The sequence below is a fragment of the Xenorhabdus sp. PB61.4 genome (assembly GCF_963894935.1).
Classification (GTDB): domain Bacteria; phylum Pseudomonadota; class Gammaproteobacteria; order Enterobacterales; family Enterobacteriaceae; genus Xenorhabdus; species Xenorhabdus stockiae.
Map to the genome: position 1 here is coordinate 13,844 of NZ_CAWQJR010000161.1, position 24,154 is coordinate 37,997.

Consider the following 24,154-nt stretch of genomic DNA (forward strand, 5'->3'; position numbering starts at 1 on the left):
GTAGTTAAGCTATACACGTCACGCTGAAATCAGCAGGAGAAAAATATCAGTTTTAATAAACGAAAAAACTTTATTTTGACCAAACATCAGTGACAAGTCTGTCAGATTTGTGTGGTAGCGCCGTATCACGCTGTTGAATTAAAGCCGTTAATTGGTAAGGTTATTTTCTGTTGCTAACTGAGCCAGCAACATCTGTTCAATCAATTCACTGCGGCTGATATTGCGCTGTTTTGCCAGATGATTCAGTGCATCGACGGCATCTTCATTAAGTTTTAGCTCCACCCGGCGAAGTCCTTTGACTTTATCCCGGCGCAGCTGATTACGTTTATTGATCCTAAGCTGTTCATCTCTGGACAGCGGACTTGTTTTAGGTCGCCCAGGCCTGCGTTCATCTGCGAACAAATCCAGTGTGGTGCGATCAGTTTGTTCTTTTGCCATAAATTCAATTGATAAAGGGCGTGTACCAATAATATAGCCGGCAATGATACCTTAGCTGGGCGCGTGTCGCTACTGGTTGATAGGAGAGATTATCAGGATTGGGTATAACAATAGTGGTTAATAAAGTATCGTGAAACAGATAAAGCAGAAAAGGAACCATTTGTACTGATTAAGGTCATTCCCTTAATCAGTACATGGATACGGGGATTACGGCATAAAAACCTTTCGTATCATATAGGTAAAAGAATCAAGACTTTGCTGCCAAGCAAAATCAGGTTCCATGATTTGCCTGCCGATGGAACCATCAACGGTGATCATCAGCCAGGAAGCGGCCTGTTCAGCATTAATCTGTTTATCAATTTCCCCATTTTCAATGCCTTTGCTGATTAGCCGGGTTAAATGTTCGCGGACTTTTTTTTCATTTTCGATAAATATCTTATTAATAGCCGGGTTCCGGCTGGCCTCAGCAATAATTTCGATACTGAGCCGGGCATAGCCGGGTTCGTTATAGAGCTCTACCAGCTTTGCTAGCAATTTTTCGATAGTCACGGTTACTGAATTTTCATCATAACAGGCAGCCAGAATCTCATCGTAGTCATGGCTATCTTCTTCTGCAATAGCTTCAATAATGGCATTTTTGGTCGGGTAATAATGAAACAGGTTTCCGGGACTCATGCCAGCCGCTTTACAAATTTCTGCTGTCGAAGTTGCATGAAATCCTTTTTCGATAAAACAGGAGATGGCGGCATCAAGAATATGCTTACGTTTTTCCCGCTGTTTTTCGGTCTGTTTTTTCACCTTATATTCCTCCAAAGGCTGGGTACAGAATCAGATCGATTCATATCAGTGATAATTAAGATCGTCTTTTGTTACCGATGACAATTTCCTGAGACGTGGAATGATATAATTTTTAAAATCATCCATATAGCTATAAATAACGGGCACAAACAGTAAACTGAGTAAAGTTGAGCTGAGTAACCCGCCAATGACGGCGATAGCCATAGGAGCACGGAAATTGGTATCTGCACCGCTGGTCAGAACCAAAGGGATCATGCCGGCAATCATAGCAATTGTTGTCATGATGATTGGCCTGACGCGCTCTTTCCCTGCCTGAATGATGGCATCATTACGTGACATACCAGAGCGGGATTTTTCGAGAATAAACTCAACCAGTAAGATTGAGTTTTTGCTGACAATGCCCATCAACATTAAAAAACCGATGATAACGGGCATATCAATCGTGGCATTATAAAGAAGCAAAGCGATAATAGCACCACCGATAGCGAACGGCAGGGCAACCAGAATGGTGACAGGCTGTAAGAAATCTTTGAACAGAATAATCAGGATAGCCAAGACCATTAGGATACTGAGCATTATGGTGGTGAAAAAGCGTTCGAACATCTCATTCATGTATTCAACATCACCATACTCAATCCTTTTGACTTCCGGCGGTAATTTTTCCAGCGTGGATAACTGATTAATCTGCTCTAATGCGGTTCCGATAGCAATACCGTCAAGGTCTGCTTCAATCACGGCCTTACGTTGTCTGGATATGCGCTCTATGGCATCAGGCCCTGAGCTGAAGGTAATATCTGCAACAGATTTAATCGGGACATTAACGCCTGATGTACTGCTGGCATACATATTACGCAACACGGCCAGATTATCCCTGTCCTCTTTAGCCAATAAAACGCGGAGCGGCACCTGCCTGTCAGGTAAATTAAATTTTGCGGTATTGGCACTGATTTCACCAATGGTGGCGGTTTTAATGACAGCGCCAATCGCATCGGTTGTTACACCCGCTCTGGCTGCTTCCGCAATATTGGGAGTGATGATAATTTCTCGTCTGGGTAATGGTTGTAGGATCTGAACATTTTTCAATCCGTTTAACTGCATCATTTCCTGACGTAGCTGCTGTATTGTCTGAGAAAGAATATCCGGATAGTCGCTGGCTAAAACAATTGAAACATCCCTATTGCCGCTACCGCTGCCAAAGTTATATCGAATATCTGGCGTTGCACTCAAAATAGGTGCTAATGATTCTTCAAACTCCTTTTGTGACAATTTCCGATCATTAATCGGCACTAAATTAATAATAATAGTGCTTTTACTCTGACTGATATCCCCGGCTGTCCCTTCAACACCTGCGATAGAAAAGATATCTACAATTTCTGGCCGGTCTTTAAACTGCTTAATAATTTTCTGTAAAAGTTCATCACTTTTGGCTACCTGAGTTCCGGGAGGTACTTCAATATCTACTTTAGCGATACTGATATCTGATTTAGGTAAAAAACCGGAGGGCAATAGCTCAAGCAGGCTTAATGAACCAAAAAGGAAAACAAGGGCTAAGGCCAAAGCTGTTTTACGGAATCTGAGTGTTTTATCGAGAATGATAACATATTTGTTGATCCACTCAGGTGTCCTGACTTTATCTGCTTCGCTATGTTTTCCCGGTAATGCTTTTTTAGCCGATGCCTTTTTCGGTAATAACAGGTAAGCAGACATCAGGGGAGTAACCAGTCTGGCAACTAACAGAGATGATAAAACAGCGGCTGAAACAGTAACGCCGAAAGGCACAAAATACTGGCCGACAAAACCACCGACAAAACTGACCGGCAGAAAAACGGCAACAATCGTAATCGTAATCGCGATGATGGCAAACCCGATAGCATTGGATGCTTTGATAGCGGCAATATAGGGTCTTTCACCTCTTTCGATATATTTTTCTATATTCTCTATTTCGACTATCGCATCATCCACTAAAATCCCGATCACCAGCGTTAATGCTAATAGCGTGATGCTGTTTAATGTGTAGTCAAATAAATGCAGAATAATAAAAGTAGGCAGGATAGATAACGGCAGTGCAATTGCAGCAATTAATGTTGCCCGCCAGCTCTTCAGAAAGAAGAACACAACAATGACCGTTAATATTGCACCTTCGATCAGTGTTTGCATAGTGGCATTATAACTGGCTACGGTGTATTTCACATTTGATGAAACGAGTTTGATATTAATATCAGGGTACTCTTTTTCAATTTTTTTTAATGCCTGTGTGACCCCTTTTTCAACTACGGTATCACTTGAGCCTTTGGTGCGGAAGATTGCAAAACCAATAACCTGTTCACCATTCAGGCGTGCAATAGTATTTGTTTCTGCATGTGAATCTTTAATTGTGGCAATATCGCCCAGTGTTACCCAGTTATTATTTTCTAATGGGAATTTTAATTGACGTAAATAATCGATTTGATTTTTGGCACCTAAAATACGGATAGCATGATTCTGGCCGGCGATAACCATTTTCCCGCCGGGGATATTGACATTACTCTGGAGTAATAACCGGTTAATATCTGCAACACTGATTTTTAATGCAGCCAGTTTCACCGGATCAGGTTCAACTAATATTTCTCTGCTTGTGCCTCCAGAGCGGCTGACCTTTTGTACGCCGGGAATAGTTAATAAATGCTTACTTAATTTGTCATCCACAAACCAGGATAATTCAGTCAGACTTTTATCCTTTGACTGAACAGCGTAATTCAGAATAGAGCCTCCCTCTACATCAATACGGTTTATCAGAGGCTCATCTATAGTTTGTGGTAATTCTGCCCGTATTTGAGTGATTTGTTCCCGAATATCATTAACAGCGACATTGGGATCAACGGTCAAATTAAATTCAACAATAGTAATAGAGACACCATCAGTAATAGTTGAGTTAATATGCCGGATCCCGGGTAAACCAGAAACTGCCCGTTCGATAGGTTTGGTAACGGCATTCTCCATTTCGGAAGGGGAAGCCCCATTTTGTGCAGCAGTGACCGTCACTATCGGGAAATTAATCACCGGATTGGCATTAATGGGTAACTCAGAAAAAGAGAATAATCCGGCAATTGTCAGAGCCAGGAAAATAACAATAGTGGGAATTGGCTTTCTGATGGCCCATTCTGATAATTGAAACTTCATTTTATTTTCCCTGTGGCTTAATAGAAACGGTATCCATCTCCTGTAAGAATGGAGATGCAGAAATAACAACTTTATCGTTTGCTGATAATCCTGATTTTATTTCCACCCAATTACCAAAAATACGTCCTATATTAAGTTGTTTCTTTTCGACCGCATTTTTTTTACCAACAATAAAGGCACTGGCTTTATTTCCATTGGTAATATTGACCGCACTATAAGGAATGGCATTAATATTTTCAGGCTTAAACTGAAAGAAAGCATAACCGAAATCACCTGGTCTGATATCTGCGGGAACATTTTCAAGAGCGATCCTGATAGTTCCTATCTGAGTGACAGGATTAATTTTGGGCGAAATATACCTGACTTTACCCGTTATTTTTTCACCTTCAGTGAGCGTTATTGTTGTGGGGAAACCGACCCGGATCTGCTTTAATTCAGTGATATAGGCTTCAGCAGAAAATTCGTACTGGTTATCAGCGATAAGTTTAAACAGGTAATTATTATCGGTGCTCATCCCCACTGTAGCGATGCGTTCACTGATAACCCCATCATTAGGGGCAAGGATCGTTGTTTTGGCCCGCTGGCTTTTTTCTTCCTGCAATAGAGCCTGTAACTGTCGATACTCAGCTTTTGTTGCATTCAGGGCGGCCAGTGCGGAGTTTGCTTCCATTTTATATCTTTCAAATTCACTGGCTGAAATTACGCCTGTGCTGATCAGCGGTTTTACTCGCCTCAGTTCAGATTGTGCCTTATCGTTTACAGCTTCGTTCTGTTTTATCAGGGACAGAGATTGTTCGAGTTTTGCGCTGGCCTGCCTGACTTTTTCATCCTGAATGGGTGTTTCCAGCATAGCCAGAACATCCCCTTGTTTGACATGATCACCTTCTTCGACCAAAACATGCGTAATGATAAGTTGAGTCAGTGTAGGGCTGATGACAACCTCATTTTTGGCGACGATAGACCCTAATATATTAACGGTGGGAACAAAGGGAACAGACTGGATTGTTGTAGTTGAAACATACATCTGTTCCGTGGATGTCTGGGCGTTTGTATTGAAAATGAGAATAGAAAAACAAAAGCCAAGAAGGGGTAACAAATTTCTTGCCATTTATCGTCCTTACTAATGAGCAGAATGCCTAAATTAGCGCCTATATTTTTAGATAGATTAGTCTATCTAAAAATAGAGCGCAAACATTTTAACCACATTCTAATCTGAGTTGCTTCGTACGAAATTAACTATAAGTTGTGTATGGGACTGGTGTTTTTGTTCTCTTACCGGGGCTAAAAAACAGATAAGAGAACAAAAGAGAAGAAGGGTTATTGCAAGGACAGAAGTTCTTCGCGGCTGAGACCAGTGCTTTTCATAACCAGTTCAATACTGGCACCATTTTTTAAGAGGTTTCGGGCAATGTTAACTGAAGCTTGTTTTTCACCTTGCTCTATACCTTGTTGTATGCCTTGCACCATACCTTGTTGTATACCTTCTTCCCGGCCTTTTTCCTGTAATCGCTGTGCTATATTCACAATCGCCTCCTGATGGTTGTCTGCCTGTTCAATCAGTTGTTGAAGCACCTGTTCAAAATGTGGCGAATCCAGCGTGACAAACAGGTAGTTAAGGATAGTAACAACATCATTATCACTATTATAATTGTGCTTAAGGGCCTGTGCCAATAACGTGGTCACAGCTTCAACTCTTTCCCGCAAACTCTTATGTTTCATTGCCAGTTCCATCACGGCGATTTTGCGATGATTGACCAATTCGTTATCATCAATCACCGTTACATCCACTAGCGGAAAGGGATTGAAATACAGCACTTCTGCCAGTTCCGGCAATGAAAAGCATTGTGTCCATGTTTGCTGGAACGGGTAAGGGCTGGTATCTCCATGATAAAACAAAACCGGCACCACCAGTGGTAATTCCTTATTTCCCTGCTGCAAGTGCTGATTCATCGCCATAAAAGCGTAGTGCATCATGCGCCATGCCATCATTTTATCCGGTGTGGACTGGTGTTCAACCAATACATAGAGATAACCGTCACCCTGTTGAGTTTTTACTGAATAAAGCACATCAGACATTTTTGACCGTAACTGACGATCAATAAATGAAGAGTTAGTCAGCTTTAACGTATTAAAATCGCATAGCTTCTTAATTTTTTCCGGTAGATGGATGTCAAAAAAATCACGGGCATTTTCAATCTGAGCCATGAATCCTTTGAACGCAGCATCATGAGGTGTGGGGATGGTCTTTTTATTCTTCATGTTTTTTTATCAAAAAATGATTCCCACACCCAGTGTACAGTACAAGAAACTCAGATATCAAAGTAATAACATAATGTAACTAATCAGCTTACATGATCAATTATATCCATTTACTTATGTATTCCTATAATCTTAGTGGTAAAAATCACTCAACCGAAAATCGACCGGTATGATGATGATACTTCTGTCGATACTCTTTGGGCGTCAGGCCATTACAGCGTTTAAACAATTCCCTGAAATAACGGGTATCTTCATAACCCACTTCATGGCTGATCTCTTCAATGGTTTTTTGTGATTTTTCCAGCCAGTGTTTGGCCTGTGATAACCGTATTTTCTGAATATACTGGATGGGAGTTTGCCCTGTGGCAATTTTGAATCTGCGTTTCATCTGCCGTTCACAAAGGTGAATTTTACTGGCTAAATCAGCGACGGATAAAATCTCAGAAGGGAAAGAGTGCATCCAGTCCTGTAACTTGTGAATGAGCAGATCAGAATGCTGGCGGTAAGGAACAAAGCTGACTGAATCATACGAACTTTGGTTTTCGTTTTCCCCGAACAGAAAGTGTGCGCAATGCTCTCTGGCAGATTTACCATAGAGTAGCTCGACGATATTCATCATAGCGCTGGCTGTGCCATAAGCGCTGGAAATACAAAAACGGTTATTGTCACAAGTGATTTTTTTATCCATATACAGGGGAATATGGGGAAATAACGCCTTAAATTCAGCAGAAAAATGAGGATGAATGGTTGCACTTGTTTTCAGTAGACCGGCTTCTGCCAGCATGAAGGTGCCAGAACACACGGAAACGATAGGAATATGTTTTTCATCCATCGCTTTAAGCCAGTCTATTATTTCCGGCGAGCAGTGTTCTGGCTGCCATTTTGGGAAGCCCAGCGAGCCTATCAGGATGAGATCGGGATACTCTACCTGATAAAGGCTGCTGTGAGAAACCGGGATAGATTCAATCAGCCTATCATGGATTTCATCCATTTTCTGAAGGGAGGGGGAAATAACATTAACGTGAGGGGTGGGGCCGCCAATAGCATTGGCGGCGATAGTCAGTATTTCAATCGGCATAGTAACCGATGTGACTGATGAATGTGAAAAAACCAGGGCCGTGATAGAGATTTGTTTCATAGTCGTATTCTCTTCCTTAAGAACATCTTACAATGCTGTGTTAATTTCGTTATGAAGTACGCTTGCTTAGTCATTCATATCCATTAATGATCACGTATCATCATAGTGATTGTTTTAATTATCTGATTTTAAATTGAAAATTAATTTATTTTCATTCGCTAAAGTCATTGGTAGTCACTGATATTCATTCGGCGTCATGAAAAAAGTGTACATGTCGGTGTACATAATCTACATTAGAAATAGCGTTATTTTTGAGGGATGTTGTATGGCAATTACCGATTCATGGCTTCGCTCTACCAGTGGCAAACCACAAGATAAAATCTCTACTAAATCAGATCGAGATGGTTTATCTGTTCGCATTACCCCCAAGGGGAAGATTATATTCCAATTTAGGTATCGCTGGAATGGCAAAGGGGAGCGGATTGATATTGGCACTTACCCAGCCACTAGTTTAAAAGATGCTCGAGATTTAGCGATTTCTTATCGTAGTGAGCTAGAACAGTATCGAAATCCTAATATGGTTAAGCGTGTTCGCAAAGAAGCGGTTTTGAATGCTGTTACGGTGGAGAGACTTATCAGAGATTGGTGGGAAACCACAATGCAAGGAATAAAGGTTAAAGCAGATGAAGTTTTGCGTTCTTTTGAAATTCATGTATTCCCTAAAATTGGCAAGCTACCTCATGACGAAGTGACGCTACATGTTTGGCTTTCTTTGATTGAAGGTGTAGCCAAACAATCGCCATCAATAGGTGCTCGGATATTGGCATATACAAAGACTGCGCACAGGTGGGCTGTTCGGAGAGGGATGACTAATCTAACCCCATTATCTGATGTTGAGAGAAATGACCTAAGCAAAAAGAATGCAAATGATGACATAGATCTTGATGATGATATAAGCGGTAGAATATTAAATGAGGAAGAGTTAGTGGTGCTTTTTCATATTATCAATAGCCCTGAATGTAATCCTCGTAATGCAATAATAGTAAAATTATGCTTATTGTTTGGCTGTCGTATTGGTGAGTTGTTAAAAGCTAAGGTTCATGATTTTGACTATGAAAATAACATCTGGATCGTTCCCCCAAGAAATCATAAAACAGGCAGGAAATCTAAAAAACCTATCATTAGGCCCATTATCCCAGAAGCTAAAGAACTCATTGAACAAGCGAAGGGATTAAATCATGGCAGCGAATATCTATTTACCGTATCCACAGGTAAGCCACTGGTTCAAAACTCGCACAGTACAATAATTGGAAGGCTAAGTAAAAAAATGGCCGAATATTTTGATGATTCCTATGTATCTTGGTCGGTTCATGATCTACGTAGAACCATGCGTACTGAGATATCTGAATTAACGTCACCTCATGTCGCTGAAATCATGCTGGGTCATAAACTGCCGGGAATTTGGCAGGTGTACGATAAGCACACCTACCTAAATGAGCAGAGAGAAGCGTATGAACGCTGGTGGGATAAACTGACTAAAATTGTTTCCCGTCCTCCCAATCAAGAATATCCTGCCGCAAAAAATTAAGCTGATTGGATTTAAACTTGGGTTTTGGGAAGCCTTCTCGACGTTGCTTCCCATTACCGCACCACAATCTTATAGTATGTGGTTTTACACCGTATCGTTCTGCCAGTTCCTGAGTTTTGATATAAGGTGACTGATTCATTTTTCTTCTCCTTTTTGATAACCGTTCTCCAATATCACCCTCGCCACACTCGCCGGAGTTGCCTTATCACTCCACGTTGCACCGAAAATAATGTCGCTCAGTTCCGCCATGAGAATATCGTTCAAATTCTTCGGTCTTGCGGAGTAGGGCACCACATCGGGCACCCCTTCCATAATGTCGATAGTGATCTGGGCTATTTCTTTTGCTTCTCGTTCCGGCTTACGGTATCCAGAATGCCAGATTACATCAGTGATATCAGACGGATCACTCCAGACTGAGGCAATAATCTGAGTCAGGTGGAATGAGTTATTGATCATTGTTCTTCTCCATCAACTCACTCGGTATTTCAACTTCGTCGCCTAATTGTGCAGTAACCAACGCGCGGCAGAACGCAATTTGCAGAGTATCCCCAGATGCCAATCTCATTGTGTCCTGCCCGTTCCACGGTGCACCATAGGCAAATGCGCGCCATGTTTCATTGGTTCTACGCTGAACCATACCGAACGATTTGCAGTATCTATCCATTAAATGCCCACACTGCGACCAATCGGTAGATGGTGAATACCTCGTGCTATCACCATTAAATTCAATACAAAGATTTTTGCACAGACCAAAGGTTATAACTGGAGTTTCAAAGGAATGAGCCGTGACTTCATAATTCCCAATCCACCCATATTCATCATCATGAGAGCGACTGCACATATAAATATCCATACCAACTGCCTTGGCTACAGAAAAATCCAACGCCTTACCTGTCAGCTCACTTGTTTTGATTTTCACATCAATTCTCCTGTGTTGCTGGCGCAGGAACATCATCCATATAGCACCAGTGTGTAACTTCAGAATTATCGTGCTCCATCCATTCGCCTTTGTCAGAATCCCACCAGTCATAACCTGTGCTAGCTATGGTTTGGCCATATCCTCCGATGTAGGTGTAATAAACAAGGCATAGATGGTTGAAGCCGTCATCATCAACGGGCATTCTTTCTTTGACACTGACCCATGGAATGACTGGTAATTTCCTGCTCTCTTCCGCCTTCTTCAATAACCAATCTGCCCACTCACGCCCGTCGTCGATTTGTCCGGGCAAGCCAATGTCATTCTGTGCGTTATCGATGTTTATCATTATTTTCTACCCCGTTTGTTATGCTTTTTATTCGTTGATGTTATTTTCACTGCTGCCACTTTGGGTGCTGGTGGAAGAGGAGGGCAGATGCCCTCGTGAATGTAAAAGTTACGTCTCATGATATGGATAATGCGCTGCCCCCAATCCCTGCCATCGTCGATGTGGACTATTGTTCTGACCAGCTCGTCATGGATGTCCACCATCTGGCGGTGTTCCTCAGTCACGGCTTGCCTCCATTTCTTTTACCTTTTGCTCGGCAAGCTCGAAGATGCTTTCGTGTATGGGAAAAGCTACAAAAACAGGGTTGCCGTAAATTCTGTTCGTGAAAGAGCAGAACCGGAACCGACACGGGGCATTCATGCCGGAGGGTTCAATGAGCACCGATGCTGATCCCTTAAACATTTGGGCCGGATAAGACAGATACTCAGCCGAGAAGATCGGCATAACATCCTGCTTCTCTGTTGGAATGGTTTTATCTAAGTCAGGGAAGCGACCCTTGATTATTTCCAGTCGAGTGAAACTAAAAATCTCATTGCTTTTATCCAGATGAATGGCTCTCACCTCGTCACCCAAGATAATTTCCGTAAAGCAAGCCTGCTCTGGAATATCACCACAGAACCGGATAACCAGATTGAGATCATCTGCATCATTGTCATCAAAGAAAGTGCCGCTATGTTCTGTCAGCTCCATGCGTACCAGTACATGTCCGTTAGTGGCTTCAAGGTGTTGCCGGGTGATATGGACCCCGGTCAATCCGGGGTGTTTTTCTGCTTGCTCACCTTTGGCTACACAAACTAAAGCAGCACGTAACAAATCGGTATCAATGATCATGACTTCACCTCCGCTTTTGGGCATGCATCCAGACTGCCAATGGTGTTTTCGTTGAACGCTTCCGGCATAACAGAAAAGAGCGTGTGATTAGTTGAGGTCAGCTGATCATCAGTTAATGCTGCCAGAGATTTTTCGATAGCATCCATTGCGTTATGAGCGTCCATAACAACGCGCAGTGTGTGTCGATGCCCGCAAGGGTAATCAGCTAAATAGGTCACAATGTATTTTTCCATTTCCATTCCTCACTTCTTACCAAACAGTTTTTTGAGATCGATACCGTATACAGCCAGCCATGCTTCGGCAGGCCACGATTTCACGCTGCCATATCTGGGGTCGGGTACGTCGGTAGCTTCCATATTGTTTTCACGGCACCACTTGCGCAGCGGGGCGTATTTGTACTCTTTTTCTGTAGCCCTAAATACGCTGGTAATGGTTGAGTGTTTGGTGCTTTCACCCAGGCGTTCTTCCAGTTCTCGACATTTGCGGGTGGCAGCACTGAGTTTGCCGAGTGCGCTAGCCTCACGACTACGGCTGATCTGTGATTTGGTGCGGCGAGCTTCATCACGCTCTTGAACAATAACGAGCTTTTCTTTTTCCGTTGTCAGTAATGCTTCCAGTGCTTCAATGTAATTGCCGGGTAAAACAGGTTGGTTTGTTGTTGGTTTTTTCTGGTGAAAGTAAGCTGACTCCATCTTTTCAAAGAAAGACCACGCTTCGTCGGTATCAACAATTTTCGACATACGCGCAGCACCTTTCTCTGTATATAGAGTGACAGTGCGCGCTTTGCTTGAAATTTGTGCGTAACTATTAGTTACTCGCAAATTTTTGATGTCCTCTCCTTCGAGAGTGAAAATGTGCAGGCCCTCAATAAAGCGTCCTTTGTTGCGAGATAGGTTATTGCGGATATTTACCGCCTCTGTACCATACCCAGCCGCTAATGTTTCAGTAGTAACAACACGAACGCCTTGCCATTCGATTACTGGAAGCTTGCTTGAGTCGATAGTGACTAATTCATTTTTCTTGCTCATATCTCGTCTCTCAATGAGTGCTGGGTGATGCTGGTTCAGCAGTAAATAATTTGAATCCGTTGATAAATACTCCGTCGATAAAATCACGCATCCATGTACTACCGTTTTCTTTTTCATCTACTTCGTTTGCTAAATAGAAACGTTGCAATGCGATATATTTTTCAATTGGATTAATTTCTAAAATTGGTTTTTCTATTTGGTGAATAAGTAGCGTTTCAATTACGTCAGAATCTATTTCAGTGGTGCAATTTTTGTGGGTAAATATAAAATTCTCGTTTTCAAGTTTTCCGAAGCGCTCACCACATGAAACTAAGTATTCTTTGGCAACCCTAGCTCTATTTTGCTTAACCGAAAACTCAGCCCATTCCATTCTCTCCGCATCTGTTAATGGTGGGTCATTAGCTATTATTCTTTCTTCATCTAAAAGAAAATCAGGGCACTTGAATCTACTTTTCTTTAAAATGGAGATCATTTCTTTTATTGTCATGATTAATTACCACCCCTCACGAATAATTACTTTTGCTTTTTGAATACAGCGAGCGCCGTTTTTAATGCATTCCTGTTCTTGCTTGAGATTATTGGATAATGAAAGGGCTTCACCCCATTTATTCGCAGCGCGACGGAATAAACCTTTCGATTCTAAATTCCGTGCTAATTCGCCTGCCTGTTCATATACCGTCATTATTCACCGCCTGTTGAAATTTCTGTTTCCACTTATTGGTTTCAGTGTGATTATCAAGGTGCTTTTTTAATACCTCTTTTGTTCGCTGATTTTCTTTCTGACTTCTTAATGCGGTACTATGGCTATGATGCAATGAATATCTTTTTTCATTATGCTCTTGGCGATATTCAGACCAGAGTTGGGTATTCAGCGTATTTGCTAATTTATTAGCTTTTCCCCAGTATTCGGCAGCAAGGTTATACTTTTCTTCTTTTTCCATTTGAATAGCGATATTGGCAAATTCTAAATAGGATTTCTTTTTCATTTTATTGGCTCCGTTTTTTTAGCAATAAGTTTTAATAGGTCATTAATAAACTCGTCACCTAGTGGGGTTAAATTCCCGTGCTTGGTATAAAGCTCGTTATATGTATTCATGATAAGCAATTCGGCTATTGGCTTACTTTTTAACGCCAGTACATCGGATTCAAAGAAACGGACTAAGGCGGTATTTAATATTTCTTCGTCTAAATCCAGTCGGTAATTAGTTCTACCTACTTTGACTATTACGGAGTGGCAACCGTGTTTCTTTTGTAATGTACTCAACATGGCGTTAATAAGAGCCTTTCGCTTTCTTTCAAGCAAGGTCGATTGTGTCATTCTATATTCTCCGTTTTTGGAGTAAGCGAGTCCCCAGTGCAGGCACTGTAATTAAATTTGTTTTATTGTTTTTATTTTGTTTGTAATGAGCAGAGTTTATTATCTAATTCCATTAATTCATCATATAATCTTTTATGTTCTTCCATTTTCTTAGCATGTTCTTTTTTAAGTAGAAGGAACTCCTTTTCTTTTTTAATATCGTCTTGTAATTCATTTAATATCCGAGAATGCCTTAGTATAAAATCAGGGCGCATTTCACCAAACATCAGTTTAATCGTTCCGTCTTCCTGTTTAACTTCTTTGAGAGGATAGTTGCTTTGTCTGCATTCATCATCAAACTGCTCTTGTGCCCGAACATAAGCTAATTTATTCAGTGCACCGCTTTCACTTAAATACGCTCTATTAGCACCACGAACGACATAGACTTCACGTGTTTCGACTTTGATGTCTTTATTAGTGGCAATTTCGATGGGTTTTAATATTGTCATAATTCTTCACCTCTTATTCGTTCTATTTCTTTTATTGCGGTCAATACTAAATCGGATAAAATAGAAAGCTCGACTGCTCTTTCATCATTTCTTTCATTTTCAATAAGTGCATTAATAAATACTCTTGATTTATTGATGGCTACATGAGCGGGTTCTAATTCGAATCGCATATCACTGCATTTATCGACAGTGCCTTCAATAATAAAGTCTTTGTTTATCTCCCTTAATTGTTGCGCTAAATTAATTGCCTGACGATGAACTCCCCGACACATTAGATAAGTATCCGGTTCTGCTTCATTCTGAGTTGCAGTAACCACAGGGAATATAGATGATTCAATTTCTTCTGCAATTTCGACGGCGGTTTGTAGTTTGTTTGACATATTCCACCCTGATATATTTATTCGAAGTTATTTTTTAATGTATTCAGGTCACGATACTGACACATTGACAATCTATGCGCGGCCCGTAACTTTAAATAATAATCAGTGTCAATATCCTCTTCATCTAATTTTAATAATGGAGCTAATAAAGCCTGCATTTCTTCATTAATTTCCAGTGCGTTCTGTAAATAAGATTTATCCCCAACTGATATTTTTGTTTTCATGTTGATTGGCCTTATTCTATTTTTATGGATAGTGAGGATTCTTCATTGTTGGTATTGGTTGAATTATTTAAGTTATCAATAATTTTATTTGTGGTATCTATAGCCATTTCAATTAAATGCACTGTGTCTTTATTTTTTTCTGATGCCGACCATGTAAATAAATAAGTTTGTAACCTTTCTGCAAGTTTTAATGAGTTTTGAGTTGTTAATGTTTCTTTGGGGATTGGTCTATTTATCATTTTTAATTCCTTGCTGCTGTCCTGAGTGAAACTTATTGAGATACTTTCAACCTTACTGGCTCTGACTTTATCTAAAAGATAAATTATTGTAAATAGCAAATTGATAAATTTTTTATCAATTTATTTGTGTTTTTTGATAAATTATTGATATATATTGATAAATTTATTTATCTTTTTTGTTTTTTAAAGCGCAAAAAAACCAGCTCGAAAGCTGGCTTTAGCTATCTAATTTTTTATTATCCCAATCGTGCGTAATCCATCTTCCATTTACCAACAACAAATCCGTGTATATGGAATTTTGATTCATTTTCAGAATCAATCTCCCATTTGTCATAAATTTGATTATCACTAATAACAACGATTCTATCTTTTAAGAGCTGGAGTCGTTTAATGTGCATCCCATCCCCGTATGTAAATGCATAAATACCATCACTCATAAAACGGTTGACTGTTACATCTAAGACGACCAGTTCACCGGGATTAATTGTCCCTAGCATGCTGTCACCTAGAGCAGTTGTTAGTTTTAATGATGTTGATGGCCTACTACCAAACATCCGTTTTGCATATTCAGGATCAACTTCAATTGAGCGAACTATATCGGGATAATCGCTATTCAATCTACCACCTCCGCAACTAAATTCCACATCGAGCTGTTCAATCCTGTATGAAAGATCAGTAACTTCATGTGAAATGTTTTGCAAGTGATAGTTCTCATTGTTTCTTTCTTTGTGACTATTATCACGGTTATCAATTAGTTGCTGAGGGATATCTAACCAACCAATTGGTAGTTCTAAATTCGCCTCTATGCGTCTAGCAATGATGTCTCCTACGTTTCTTACCGCGTTATCACTCGTTAGCTGACTGAGCTGACTGGGTGGAATTCCTATCAACTCTGCGAATGCTGCTTTTGATGTCCCTTGACGCACATACTGTGTCATCAAGGTGCGCAAATTGTTGCGTCTTATGTCTTTAGTTTCCATATCACGATGATCACATTAATTAGCAATTTGATAAATATGCAGCATGATAAAAAAACTTGCAAATTTTTATCAAAAAGATAAATTATGGGTTGTAAATTAACTTATGAGATAAAAATATGAGAAATGATTTGCACCGCTGGAAAAAAGAAGCCAGCAGAGAGGACTGGAAGAGTCTTGCTCAAATTGTAGGGACAAGCATTGGGTATTTAAATTTGATTGCGGGTGGATTTCGCAGGGCTTCACCGGATATGGCGAGTCGTATTGAAGATGGAACTAGGAGATTCAGCGGGTTATCGCCAGTAAAGAAAGAAAATTTAATCTTCATAAATTCACCAACGAAGCATGTTTCCTGATTACACCAAAGTGACCATGCCATCGCATTTTGATCCTGACGATGGCGCATGGATACAGGAAATACTGGGAAGGTTACAAAAAGAACATCGATAAAAGTTGTCTGGAGGGTGTCATGTGTAACGTTATAAAAATTGAGGATTACAAGCGGAGAGCTAAAGAGCTTTTGCTGCACTTGCCAAAAGAAGACGGATTTACCTTTATTCCAAACCAATTTCTTGAAGATCTTCTTAAAGAAGATTTTTCGGTAGATCAATTCAACGAAATTCTCGGAACCTTCAGACCGGAGGTTGCAAATGGGTAGCCCGGCATTAAATAACGTCATTCAGTTGAGGCCAGCAACCTTTGAGATGGAGAGTCGAGTGGCCAATATAGACGATGGATATACGAAGCTTGCAAATAATCTCTATGAAGAATTAATTGGAGCAAATCTAACCAGAAACCAAGCTAAAGTCGCTCATGCTATTTGCAGAAAAACATACGGCTTCAGTAAAAAGGTGGACAGAATTTCAGATAGTCAGTTGAGCCAGTTAACCAGACTACCAAGACAGAAAGTAAACAAGGCAAAGAATGAACTTATCAACATGAAAGTGATAGTAAAAGTTGGAATGATGATAGGGCCAAACAAGAACCTTTCTGAATGGGAAATTCCAGACTGTCACCAGAATAGTGACTTTGTCACCAAAACCGTGACAAAAAGTGTCACCAAAACCGTGACAGGGTTGTCACCAAAACAGGGACACACAAAAGAAACTATTACAAAAGAAAAGAAAGATAATAATACACCCCTTACCCCTCACGAGGGGAATGTGGATGAGGTTGTTAAACCTAAAAAGCGAAAACCTACCCCAAAAATCAACTACGACGAATATCTCAATGCTTACAACGAAGAGGTCGGTGACAGACTACCTCACGCTGTGGAGGCTAATACCAAGCGCCAAAGAGCCTTAAATAAAATCATTCCAAAGCTAGCCACTCCGAATGTTAACGGTTGGAGAGCTTACGTCAGGGCATTTGTTGGCATGGCTCGACCATTTTACTTCGGGGAGAGTAATCGGGGCTGGACGGCTGATATTGATTTTTTGCTAAGAGAAACAACGCTGACCGGCGTTCGTGAAGGGAAATTTGCGGGGAAAGGCGATGAATAATTACATCGAAAACTACCATGAGTACGAAGCCAGCGTGATTGGCGGCTTGCTGATTAGCGGGTTATCACAGGATGCCAGCGACGTACTGGCAACGCTAGAACCGGAAGTGTTTCACTCAAGATTCTACCGTGAGATGTTCAGGATCATTCGCTCACAAGCAAAAACGCGAGGGATGATTGATTCTCTGATGGTAGCCGATGCGATGGGTGACGATCAGTGGATGAATGTCATGCAAATTGCAAAGAACTGTCCCAGTGCTGCCAACCTGAAAGGCTATGCAAACATGGTGTTAGCCAACCATGAACGCAGAAAAATGATTGAGTTGATGGATGAAGCCAGAGAGCGCATTTTGACTGGCACTATTGAGAATGCGGCGGAGTCGATGGATTGGTTTATCTCTCAGTCAATGGAAGTTCGAAAGCCACGCGATGAAATCAGGCCATTGCATGTTTCTGAGCTATTAGACGATTACACCGAAGTACTGGAGAAGAGACTCAAGAACGGCGAGCAGTCCGATACCTTGAAGACCGGCATTGATGAGCTGGACGAGATAACAGGCGGTATCAACCCGGTCGATCTGGTGATTGTTGCCGCTCGCCCTGGCATGGGTAAAACAGAGTTTGCTCTGAAAGTCGCGGAGGGTGTCGCAAGTCAGAAAGTCACCGGCACTGACCAGAAGCGCGGCGTGTTGATTTTCTCAATGGAAATGGACTCTCAGCAGATTATTGAACGTCAGTTAGCGGGGGCATCCAGTCTGGCAGTCTCAGCCTTGCGAAACCCCGCCAGAATGGACGACGAAGGCTGGGCGAGAGTGGCAGGCGGTATTGGCAGGCTGCAAGGGTTAGATGTATGGGTTGTTGATGCCAGTAAGCTAACGGTCGAGCAGATTATGTCTATCGCTAAGCGCCACAAGAAAGCACATCCGGCACTGTCTCTTATCATGGTGGATTATTTAGGTCTGATTGATAAGCCAAAGGCAGAGCGAAATGATCTGGCAGTCGCACATATTTCAGCCAGTTTAAAGCGACTGGCAAAAGACACTCACACACCTGTTATTGCTCTGAGTCAACTGTCCCGAGACGTTGAGAAACGCACCAATAAACGTCCGGTAAACGCTGACTTACGCGATTCTGGCAGTGTTGAGCAGGACGCGGACAGCATCATTATGTTGTATCGTGAGGCCGTATACGAAGAAAATTCCCCCGCAGCACCCTACGCAGAAATTATCGTCACCAAAAACAGGTTTGGTCAGCTTGGTACGGTTTACCAGCGATTCCGTAATGGTCACTTTGTTTCGGTCGATCAGAAAGAAGCCGCCAAAGTCTGCCAGAACACCGATAACAAGCCACACAAACGTTTTGCTAAAGGAGCAAATGTATGAGGAAGATTACCTTAAAAGTCCATTATCAAAAAGAAATTCATCCATTCATTTGTTATGTGGAAGGTGAAACGGTCATTGATGAACTAAAAGATCTGGAGGGATTTATGCGACTCGCGCCAGAAATAAAAAGGGAGGGAGATTATTTGTTCACTTTCTCTTTTAAGTATGAAGATGGTGCTACTGATAATGGCTGGGAGTATGAATTGATCGCATTCTACCCAATGGATGATGACGGAAAAGTTTCAGAAACACAGCTGATGTGAAGACGAAACCATACAAACTAAACATTATAGTCATCAAGCCGTGAGAGGCAGCATAATGACGGACAACTTAGTACACAAAGCACTTTTTACTATTCCTGAACCGACTTACAGCACTGAACTAGCCACGGTCAAACCGCTACCCGTTCAGCGTAAGATCACGGGTAACAAACAGGTGGATGCTTACCTGTGGGTATTGGCGGTCATTAAGACCAACGAACCCGCCCACTTTGAGGCTGCCGAAGCTGCATTAAAAAAACTGAAAATTACCCCGAAAGAGGCGCAGCAGAAATATTCTGACTATCTGATGAAAACCGGTGCGCACCCGTTTCAGGTTGCTTTTGGCTCTGTCGGCATGGATAACCCGCAAGGCTACCTTGATCGGGCGAAAGCACAGGTGGAGAAAGCCAGTCAGGTCAGGGGTGTTTTCGCTACTTATGAAGCCGCGCTGGAACTGACCGAGCCGGAAAAATTAATGCTGGTCGGTGAGCTGGCCGAAATTTATGAGTCCGGCTACTACTGGAATGAAAAGGAGTTGGCGGAAGGGTGTATGCATGGTGATCGCATTATCGAAACTGAGAAATTGCGTCAGGTTACAGCAAAAGGCTTTGCCGAGCAGCTACCTGAACCGCACACCTTGTCTGATGTGGTCCGTGAGTGTCTGTATTGGAGCTGGTTATATCAGATGCGCAATGTGGCGGATAAAGAGTTGTATCCGGACGGATTCGGTGATGCTGATCGGTACTATATCTATGACCGGGAAGAGTATATCGAAAAGAAACTCGCCACCATTCAGCCTGTGAGTCGTCAGGAAGCGATTGAGGTTTGTAAGTGGGTATTAGGGGAAGAGCGGTTCCATGATCGTGCGCTGACCGACAGGGTTATCCTCAATCTGGTGGGAGAGTGTGCAGATGCGTGATATTCAGATGGTATTGGAACGCTGGGGAGCATGGGCGGCTGATAACAGTGACGGTGTTTACTGGTCATCCATTGCAGCAGGTTTTAAGGGGTTAATCCCGAATAGAGTAAAATCACGTCCACAGTGCTGTGATGATGATGCCCTCATAATTTCTAGCTGCATGGCGAGACTGAACAAGAATAATAACGAGGCCCATGATCTGCTATTTGATTATTACGTCTTCGGGAAAACGTTCATGCAATTGGCGCAGGATCATGAGTGTTCTGATGGACACATCGGGAAGAAGCTTCAAAAGGCCGAAGGTGTTATTGAAGGTATGTTAATGATGCTGGATGTCGCACTGGAAATGGATAAATACGTCCAGTTAGCACCGCAGAATATTAGTACCCATCAATTATGCAGTAACTTCTAAAAATAGCTTTACGTACGTAAAAATGCTGCTATTGTGATAAGAGTGATAGCAATGTCACACAGCTTATTAATTTCAGACCTCGCACTCGCGGGGTTTTTTGTTTATTGGGGGTTATTTTGTCACCAATGATTAGTACATTAAACTTTAGCCCTTCCCAAGAGGTGCCAAAGAAAAAATTATCGCAGAATTCATTTGTTATCTTTAGTGATTGCGAGGGATATAGTTTGGTGTCGGCTGTCTTTGGTAACCAAAATGAATTTCTTCATTTTGCAGGGTGGGTGGATGGTGATTGTGTACCATTCCACCCTGATGATTATGATTTTTGGTCTAGACTTCCAAACCTAAACTTCAGGCAGGGTTAGTAAAAAAGCAGAAAATAATTCTTTATCTTTTTTACTTACATTGCGTTGGCTTTCAATTTTAGCGTAAAGAGGAGCTAGATTCGTTTGAGTTAAGAAAACTTGCGCTTTCTTTATTCTTTCCTCAATGAATCGTATTCGCTCATCTAGTTTAGACACTTTTATATGTAGAGAGGTCAGTTTGTTTTGATGCATGCTATCTGGGTTGCACTCATCAAGAGCATTAAGTACGTTTTTGACATCTCTTTCATAAATTAAAGCAACATCGTAGTCAGAAAGAACACTTTCGCAATGTTGAATGGTACCAATAACCACTTGCTTATATTGTGGTTTTTTATTTTTATCCGTCTCGTTATCTAAAGGCTGTAAATGAGAGTGATCTTTATCACTCATAACATCTTCCATATCACTTTCTTCAGCAGTTTTTCTTCTAGAGATGGTGACTTTCCCATTTCCGGAACCAGCAAGGCGCATTATATTTTGATATGCACTTCTGCCTATGATGGATATGTCTTTTATATCCATAAAATTATGAGCAACCCATTGAAGATTGCGTTCTCCAACTTGGAACTTAGCAGCTAATTGCCAATATTCCCATACTTTACTTTTTGCTTCTTTTACTGCAGTTAGGGTTTTATAGTAATTTACTCGTTTAGTTAGTTCAGTAGCTAAATTTTCAAACTTAACACCAAAAATTCTGAATCCACAATTGTGTCCAATATTGGTTTCTATACCATCCTCTGTGATAACAAGGACACCTTTGTAGTGTTGTTTTCTACAGCTTTTGATGCCGCACGGTTGTTTTGCAGATAGTTCATAAAAACCAAAAGCATCAAGCAGTTTTTTAGATGATAAATCAACCTCTTGTTGAAAATTCACTCTTTTAACAAGAATTTCCCAATCTTTTAGTTTCTCGAAGCTACCTGCATTCTTGATATATATCACGCTAAATTTCGCTCCCTTTAAGATATGGCGGGCATATATTAGCACAATTAATGATCTAAATTGATGGCTAATTATACAATAATGAATGTAATCTCCCTTCGAGAGGCATTAAGACCTGTTTAAGGTGCGTCCACTCAGGCTACCGTCTGGATGGCGGTATTGTTGAAAGCCCATGCTCCCCGTTCTCAGACAATAGTTACTATCTGAATAATGGCTGGCATGGCATGCATCAGCACCAAACTTCAAATATACACCTCACTGAATTACGCACTCGACTAACAGATAAACTTTATAATGCGCTGCCTTATTTTAAGGCGTATTGATTCTGTTATAGGCTATTCAATTGAGATAAGAACCTGACCTCAGTAATATTAACTGGCTAGTTAGCAGTAGGATGAAATGACCTTTAACGAATAATAAAGTGAGGTGTTTATGTCTGATGTTAATAAGCCAAAACAGTATGACAATGGTGATGCTATTGTAATGGCAGGTCCGGGGTCTTTCGCATGGGCGCTAGGACAAATGCTCTCTGGGGGAAAAATCTATCGTGTAGGCTGGATTCTTCCCAAAGAGGTCATGTACCTTAACCATGGCACGAAGCAGCCTTTTATTGAGAAAAGAAACAAAGATGGCTCTCTATCTCCTTGGAAACCATCCCAGAAAGAATTGTACGAAAATATGATGGCACTCGATTGGAAAACTGAATGCATGCTGTCTTTTGATCTTAATATAGCGATTGGTAACTTTGGTAATGGTGAAAAGTGGGGATATATAGCCAAAGGTTTTAATTCAGGTTACGATCAACCTACTTTTGGCACTCTGACTAACTTTCAAAACACTCTAGGTATTGGAAATGTCATCTCGTTTATGTACATGGTACTTGCCAGCGATATTGGTATAGAATTGCGAGTCGATACCCAAAACCAATCAGACTTAGTGAATAAGAATCTTGAAGTAAGAGTGAATGGTTCAACTTATAATCTTGGCATTGGTTCTAACGAAATTTCTATAACTGATTTCTTATATAAGTCTGATGATGTACAGCGATTAGGCGAACTAATGAAACAAAGCGTAGGTAAGACACTGCACTTTTGCTTCAACTGGCAATAAATCTACACACTGAATTCAAGGCTGCTTAATGCGGCCTTTTTGTTTTTAGGGAACGTATAAGGATTAATATGGTACCCAGTAATCACGGGTACCAATCATATTATTTTTTGTATTTATCTTTAAATAATTGGATTAAGCGAGTAATTAATGAACCATAGGCAATAATGAGTTTCATTGCATTAGGTGTTTGTGGATCATTAAAAGCGTATATGTGAGAGGTCTGCCCATCCTCGCTAGTGTATTCAAATTTCTCTTCTTCAAGCGCATGCTGATTTTCATAACAATGAATTTTATTCACATTGGCAGCTATTTGATTAATTTTTTCGTTACTAATTTCAGCTTGAAGTAAACGATGAGCAAATTCATTGCGGACATTATTCAAAATATCAATAGCCTTATAGGCATCCAATGGAAGCCCTAAACGCTGAGCGAATTTTAGCTTACTACTAAATTGCATTCTAAACTTCACTTTTCCAGCTTCTGGAGTATCAGAAAACAAATCAGGAATGTTTACTTTTGAACAAATATAAGCTTCTAAGAAGCCTTCGCATAATAAATGCGTCGTTAAGACAGTAACCATAGGTGATGTATTTTCAGCTAGATTAATCCAAGCGTTGGGCGTATGTGTATCCTGAAATAGAGTTGAAAATATTTGATAATTCATTATGTGTCCTTGTGAGGGTGGTATGCGTTTATCTAAAGAAAAAATTGTCATTACTGATGATAACGGTATCACTCGTTTATCTATAGGGGTTAATTCATCCGAAAGAGCGGCACCACAGATCCCCAAGACATCTATTATCCAAGAACTTTTTATTGAGCTAGAGCGCTCTCACCAAAATGAACCCATCATTGCAATCTGGGATTCATTAACATTTGAACAAAAAAACGTAATAAAACAGGTCATTGCAAATTACCAAGATGAAATTTTTTCCCTCGAATGCCAGATAGCGGAAAGTGATTGGTATGCTAGTGATGACTAAAATTAATACCCTTTATTTAACGTAGGGCATTCCAAATTCGCCACCGCAATCACTCCCATAACCTCAATATCTCCTATTGCGGCTGGCAACCTATTTACTACAACTCACAGGGGCGACCACAGACTCACCCCACGGACGCCCATTGTTCTGATGGGGTGGAAATATGAAGATGAAAGAAGATCCTAATATCTGGGTACACCTCAGTGACTGGCT

General features: G+C 41.0%; 34 protein-coding genes. 10 read left to right on the forward strand and 24 right to left on the reverse strand.

The window, feature by feature from the left end; all coding sequences use genetic code 11:
• Positions 1-147: 147 nt before the first annotated feature.
• The 6 genes from ybfE to AACX68_RS11170 all read right to left on the reverse strand — a co-directional run bounded on the left by ybfE (position 148) and on the right by AACX68_RS11170 (position 7,792).
• Complete coding sequence (ybfE, locus tag AACX68_RS11145; RefSeq protein WP_099111133.1) at positions 148-438, reverse strand: LexA regulated protein; 291 nt, start codon at positions 436-438, stop codon at positions 148-150.
• A gap of 207 nt (positions 439-645) precedes the next feature.
• The gene (locus tag AACX68_RS11150; protein WP_228859199.1) at positions 646-1,236 is read right to left on the reverse strand and encodes a TetR/AcrR family transcriptional regulator; all 591 of its coding nucleotides are present in this window, start codon (positions 1,234-1,236) and stop codon (positions 646-648) included.
• A gap of 45 nt (positions 1,237-1,281) precedes the next feature.
• Positions 1,282-4,395, reverse strand: coding sequence for an efflux RND transporter permease subunit (locus tag AACX68_RS11155; protein ID WP_228859200.1), 3,114 nt, complete (start codon positions 4,393-4,395; stop codon positions 1,282-1,284).
• Between the two features lies 1 nt (position 4,396).
• On the reverse strand, positions 4,397-5,503 hold the full coding sequence (locus AACX68_RS11160) for an efflux RND transporter periplasmic adaptor subunit (RefSeq protein WP_228859201.1): 1,107 nt from the start codon (positions 5,501-5,503) through the stop codon (positions 4,397-4,399).
• Positions 5,504-5,712: 209 nt separating this feature from the next.
• Positions 5,713-6,654 (reverse strand): Rpn family recombination-promoting nuclease/putative transposase, encoded by a 942-nt coding sequence (locus AACX68_RS11165; protein WP_228859202.1) that lies wholly within the window; start codon positions 6,652-6,654, stop codon positions 5,713-5,715.
• A gap of 145 nt (positions 6,655-6,799) precedes the next feature.
• Positions 6,800-7,792, reverse strand: a complete 993-nt coding sequence (locus AACX68_RS11170; protein ID WP_228859203.1) for a GlxA family transcriptional regulator — start codon at positions 7,790-7,792, stop codon at positions 6,800-6,802.
• A gap of 265 nt (positions 7,793-8,057) precedes the next feature.
• On the opposite strand from AACX68_RS11170, the gene AACX68_RS11175 reads away from it, so the two are divergent.
• Positions 8,058-9,320: a tyrosine-type recombinase/integrase gene (locus AACX68_RS11175; RefSeq protein WP_228859204.1), complete on the forward strand. Its 1,263-nt coding sequence runs from the start codon at positions 8,058-8,060 to the stop codon at positions 9,318-9,320.
• A gap of 135 nt (positions 9,321-9,455) precedes the next feature.
• On the opposite strand, the gene AACX68_RS11180 is transcribed toward AACX68_RS11175, so the two are convergent.
• From AACX68_RS11180 to AACX68_RS11255, 16 genes are all read right to left on the reverse strand, one after another.
• A complete protein-coding gene (locus tag AACX68_RS11180; protein WP_228859205.1) occupies positions 9,456-9,776 on the reverse strand; it encodes a hypothetical protein in 321 nt (106 codons plus the stop codon).
• A complete protein-coding gene (locus tag AACX68_RS11185; protein WP_228859206.1) occupies positions 9,766-10,239 on the reverse strand; it encodes a phage protein NinX family protein in 474 nt (157 codons plus the stop codon). The genes AACX68_RS11180 and AACX68_RS11185 overlap by 11 nt, the downstream gene beginning before the upstream one ends.
• A 1-nt stretch (position 10,240) precedes the next feature.
• On the reverse strand, positions 10,241-10,585 hold the full coding sequence (locus AACX68_RS11190) for a DUF551 domain-containing protein (protein WP_228859207.1): 345 nt from the start codon (positions 10,583-10,585) through the stop codon (positions 10,241-10,243).
• Positions 10,585-10,809: a hypothetical protein gene (locus tag AACX68_RS11195; RefSeq protein ID WP_228859208.1), complete on the reverse strand. Its 225-nt coding sequence runs from the start codon at positions 10,807-10,809 to the stop codon at positions 10,585-10,587. Before AACX68_RS11195 ends, AACX68_RS11190 begins: the two co-directional genes overlap by 1 nt.
• Positions 10,802-11,416: a hypothetical protein gene (locus AACX68_RS11200; RefSeq protein WP_228859209.1), complete on the reverse strand. Its 615-nt coding sequence runs from the start codon at positions 11,414-11,416 to the stop codon at positions 10,802-10,804. Before AACX68_RS11200 ends, AACX68_RS11195 begins: the two co-directional genes overlap by 8 nt.
• Positions 11,413-11,649, reverse strand: coding sequence for a hypothetical protein (locus tag AACX68_RS11205; RefSeq protein ID WP_228859210.1), 237 nt, complete (start codon positions 11,647-11,649; stop codon positions 11,413-11,415). The genes AACX68_RS11200 and AACX68_RS11205 overlap by 4 nt, the downstream gene beginning before the upstream one ends.
• A gap of 9 nt (positions 11,650-11,658) precedes the next feature.
• Positions 11,659-12,444, reverse strand: a complete 786-nt coding sequence (locus AACX68_RS11210) for an ORF6N domain-containing protein (RefSeq protein ID WP_228859211.1) — start codon at positions 12,442-12,444, stop codon at positions 11,659-11,661.
• A 10-nt stretch (positions 12,445-12,454) separates the two neighbouring features.
• The gene (locus AACX68_RS11215) at positions 12,455-12,931 is read right to left on the reverse strand and encodes a hypothetical protein (RefSeq protein WP_228859212.1); all 477 of its coding nucleotides are present in this window, start codon (positions 12,929-12,931) and stop codon (positions 12,455-12,457) included.
• 6 nt (positions 12,932-12,937) lie between these two features.
• The gene (locus tag AACX68_RS11220) at positions 12,938-13,126 is read right to left on the reverse strand and encodes a PerC family transcriptional regulator (RefSeq protein WP_228859213.1); all 189 of its coding nucleotides are present in this window, start codon (positions 13,124-13,126) and stop codon (positions 12,938-12,940) included.
• A complete protein-coding gene (locus AACX68_RS11225; protein ID WP_228859214.1) occupies positions 13,113-13,430 on the reverse strand; it encodes an ANR family transcriptional regulator in 318 nt (105 codons plus the stop codon). Before AACX68_RS11225 ends, AACX68_RS11220 begins: the two co-directional genes overlap by 14 nt.
• Complete coding sequence (locus tag AACX68_RS11230; protein ID WP_228859215.1) at positions 13,427-13,762, reverse strand: hypothetical protein; 336 nt, start codon at positions 13,760-13,762, stop codon at positions 13,427-13,429. Before AACX68_RS11230 ends, AACX68_RS11225 begins: the two co-directional genes overlap by 4 nt.
• A 71-nt stretch (positions 13,763-13,833) precedes the next feature.
• On the reverse strand, positions 13,834-14,250 hold the full coding sequence (locus AACX68_RS11235) for a hypothetical protein (protein WP_228859216.1): 417 nt from the start codon (positions 14,248-14,250) through the stop codon (positions 13,834-13,836).
• Positions 14,247-14,630, reverse strand: coding sequence for a hypothetical protein (locus tag AACX68_RS11240; RefSeq protein WP_228859217.1), 384 nt, complete (start codon positions 14,628-14,630; stop codon positions 14,247-14,249). The genes AACX68_RS11235 and AACX68_RS11240 overlap by 4 nt, the downstream gene beginning before the upstream one ends.
• Positions 14,631-14,647: 17 nt before the next feature.
• Positions 14,648-14,854: a hypothetical protein gene (locus AACX68_RS11245; RefSeq protein ID WP_228859218.1), complete on the reverse strand. Its 207-nt coding sequence runs from the start codon at positions 14,852-14,854 to the stop codon at positions 14,648-14,650.
• A gap of 11 nt (positions 14,855-14,865) precedes the next feature.
• The gene (locus AACX68_RS11250; RefSeq protein WP_228859219.1) at positions 14,866-15,093 is read right to left on the reverse strand and encodes a hypothetical protein; all 228 of its coding nucleotides are present in this window, start codon (positions 15,091-15,093) and stop codon (positions 14,866-14,868) included.
• A 236-nt stretch (positions 15,094-15,329) separates the two neighbouring features.
• Positions 15,330-16,073, reverse strand: coding sequence for a LexA family transcriptional regulator (locus AACX68_RS11255; protein WP_228859220.1), 744 nt, complete (start codon positions 16,071-16,073; stop codon positions 15,330-15,332).
• A 116-nt stretch (positions 16,074-16,189) separates the two neighbouring features.
• On the opposite strand from AACX68_RS11255, the gene AACX68_RS11260 reads away from it, so the two are divergent.
• From AACX68_RS11260 to AACX68_RS11290, 7 genes are all read left to right on the forward strand, one after another.
• Positions 16,190-16,426 carry a transcriptional regulator gene (locus AACX68_RS11260; protein ID WP_228859221.1) on the forward strand — a complete coding sequence of 79 codons (237 nt, stop codon included), beginning with the start codon at positions 16,190-16,192 and terminating at the stop codon, positions 16,424-16,426.
• Positions 16,427-16,539: 113 nt separating this feature from the next.
• Complete coding sequence (locus tag AACX68_RS11265; RefSeq protein ID WP_099126128.1) at positions 16,540-16,728, forward strand: hypothetical protein; 189 nt, start codon at positions 16,540-16,542, stop codon at positions 16,726-16,728.
• Positions 16,721-17,572 carry a replication protein gene (locus AACX68_RS11270; protein WP_370630291.1) on the forward strand — a complete coding sequence of 284 codons (852 nt, stop codon included), beginning with the start codon at positions 16,721-16,723 and terminating at the stop codon, positions 17,570-17,572. Before AACX68_RS11265 ends, AACX68_RS11270 begins: the two co-directional genes overlap by 8 nt.
• Positions 17,565-18,953 carry a replicative DNA helicase gene (locus AACX68_RS11275; RefSeq protein WP_228859222.1) on the forward strand — a complete coding sequence of 463 codons (1,389 nt, stop codon included), beginning with the start codon at positions 17,565-17,567 and terminating at the stop codon, positions 18,951-18,953. The genes AACX68_RS11270 and AACX68_RS11275 overlap by 8 nt, the downstream gene beginning before the upstream one ends.
• A complete protein-coding gene (locus tag AACX68_RS11280) occupies positions 18,950-19,216 on the forward strand; it encodes a hypothetical protein (RefSeq protein ID WP_228859223.1) in 267 nt (88 codons plus the stop codon). The genes AACX68_RS11275 and AACX68_RS11280 overlap by 4 nt, the downstream gene beginning before the upstream one ends.
• Before the next feature lie 52 nt (positions 19,217-19,268).
• Complete coding sequence (locus AACX68_RS11285) at positions 19,269-20,132, forward strand: helix-turn-helix domain-containing protein (RefSeq protein ID WP_228859230.1); 864 nt, start codon at positions 19,269-19,271, stop codon at positions 20,130-20,132.
• Positions 20,125-20,544 carry an antiterminator Q family protein gene (locus tag AACX68_RS11290; protein ID WP_228859224.1) on the forward strand — a complete coding sequence of 140 codons (420 nt, stop codon included), beginning with the start codon at positions 20,125-20,127 and terminating at the stop codon, positions 20,542-20,544. Before AACX68_RS11285 ends, AACX68_RS11290 begins: the two co-directional genes overlap by 8 nt.
• A gap of 341 nt (positions 20,545-20,885) precedes the next feature.
• Here AACX68_RS11290 and AACX68_RS11295 read toward each other — a convergent pair whose 3' ends face one another.
• Positions 20,886-21,848 carry a hypothetical protein gene (locus AACX68_RS11295; RefSeq protein ID WP_228859225.1) on the reverse strand — a complete coding sequence of 321 codons (963 nt, stop codon included), beginning with the start codon at positions 21,846-21,848 and terminating at the stop codon, positions 20,886-20,888.
• A gap of 432 nt (positions 21,849-22,280) precedes the next feature.
• Between AACX68_RS11295 and AACX68_RS11300 the strand changes: the two genes are divergently transcribed.
• Positions 22,281-22,958: a DUF2829 domain-containing protein gene (locus AACX68_RS11300; RefSeq protein ID WP_228859226.1), complete on the forward strand. Its 678-nt coding sequence runs from the start codon at positions 22,281-22,283 to the stop codon at positions 22,956-22,958.
• A 100-nt stretch (positions 22,959-23,058) separates the two neighbouring features.
• Here AACX68_RS11300 and AACX68_RS11305 read toward each other — a convergent pair whose 3' ends face one another.
• A complete protein-coding gene (locus AACX68_RS11305; protein ID WP_228859227.1) occupies positions 23,059-23,622 on the reverse strand; it encodes a hypothetical protein in 564 nt (187 codons plus the stop codon).
• Between the two features lie 22 nt (positions 23,623-23,644).
• On the opposite strand from AACX68_RS11305, the gene AACX68_RS11310 reads away from it, so the two are divergent.
• The gene (locus AACX68_RS11310) at positions 23,645-23,941 is read left to right on the forward strand and encodes a hypothetical protein (RefSeq protein WP_228859228.1); all 297 of its coding nucleotides are present in this window, start codon (positions 23,645-23,647) and stop codon (positions 23,939-23,941) included.
• Positions 23,942-24,154: the final 213 nt, after the last annotated feature.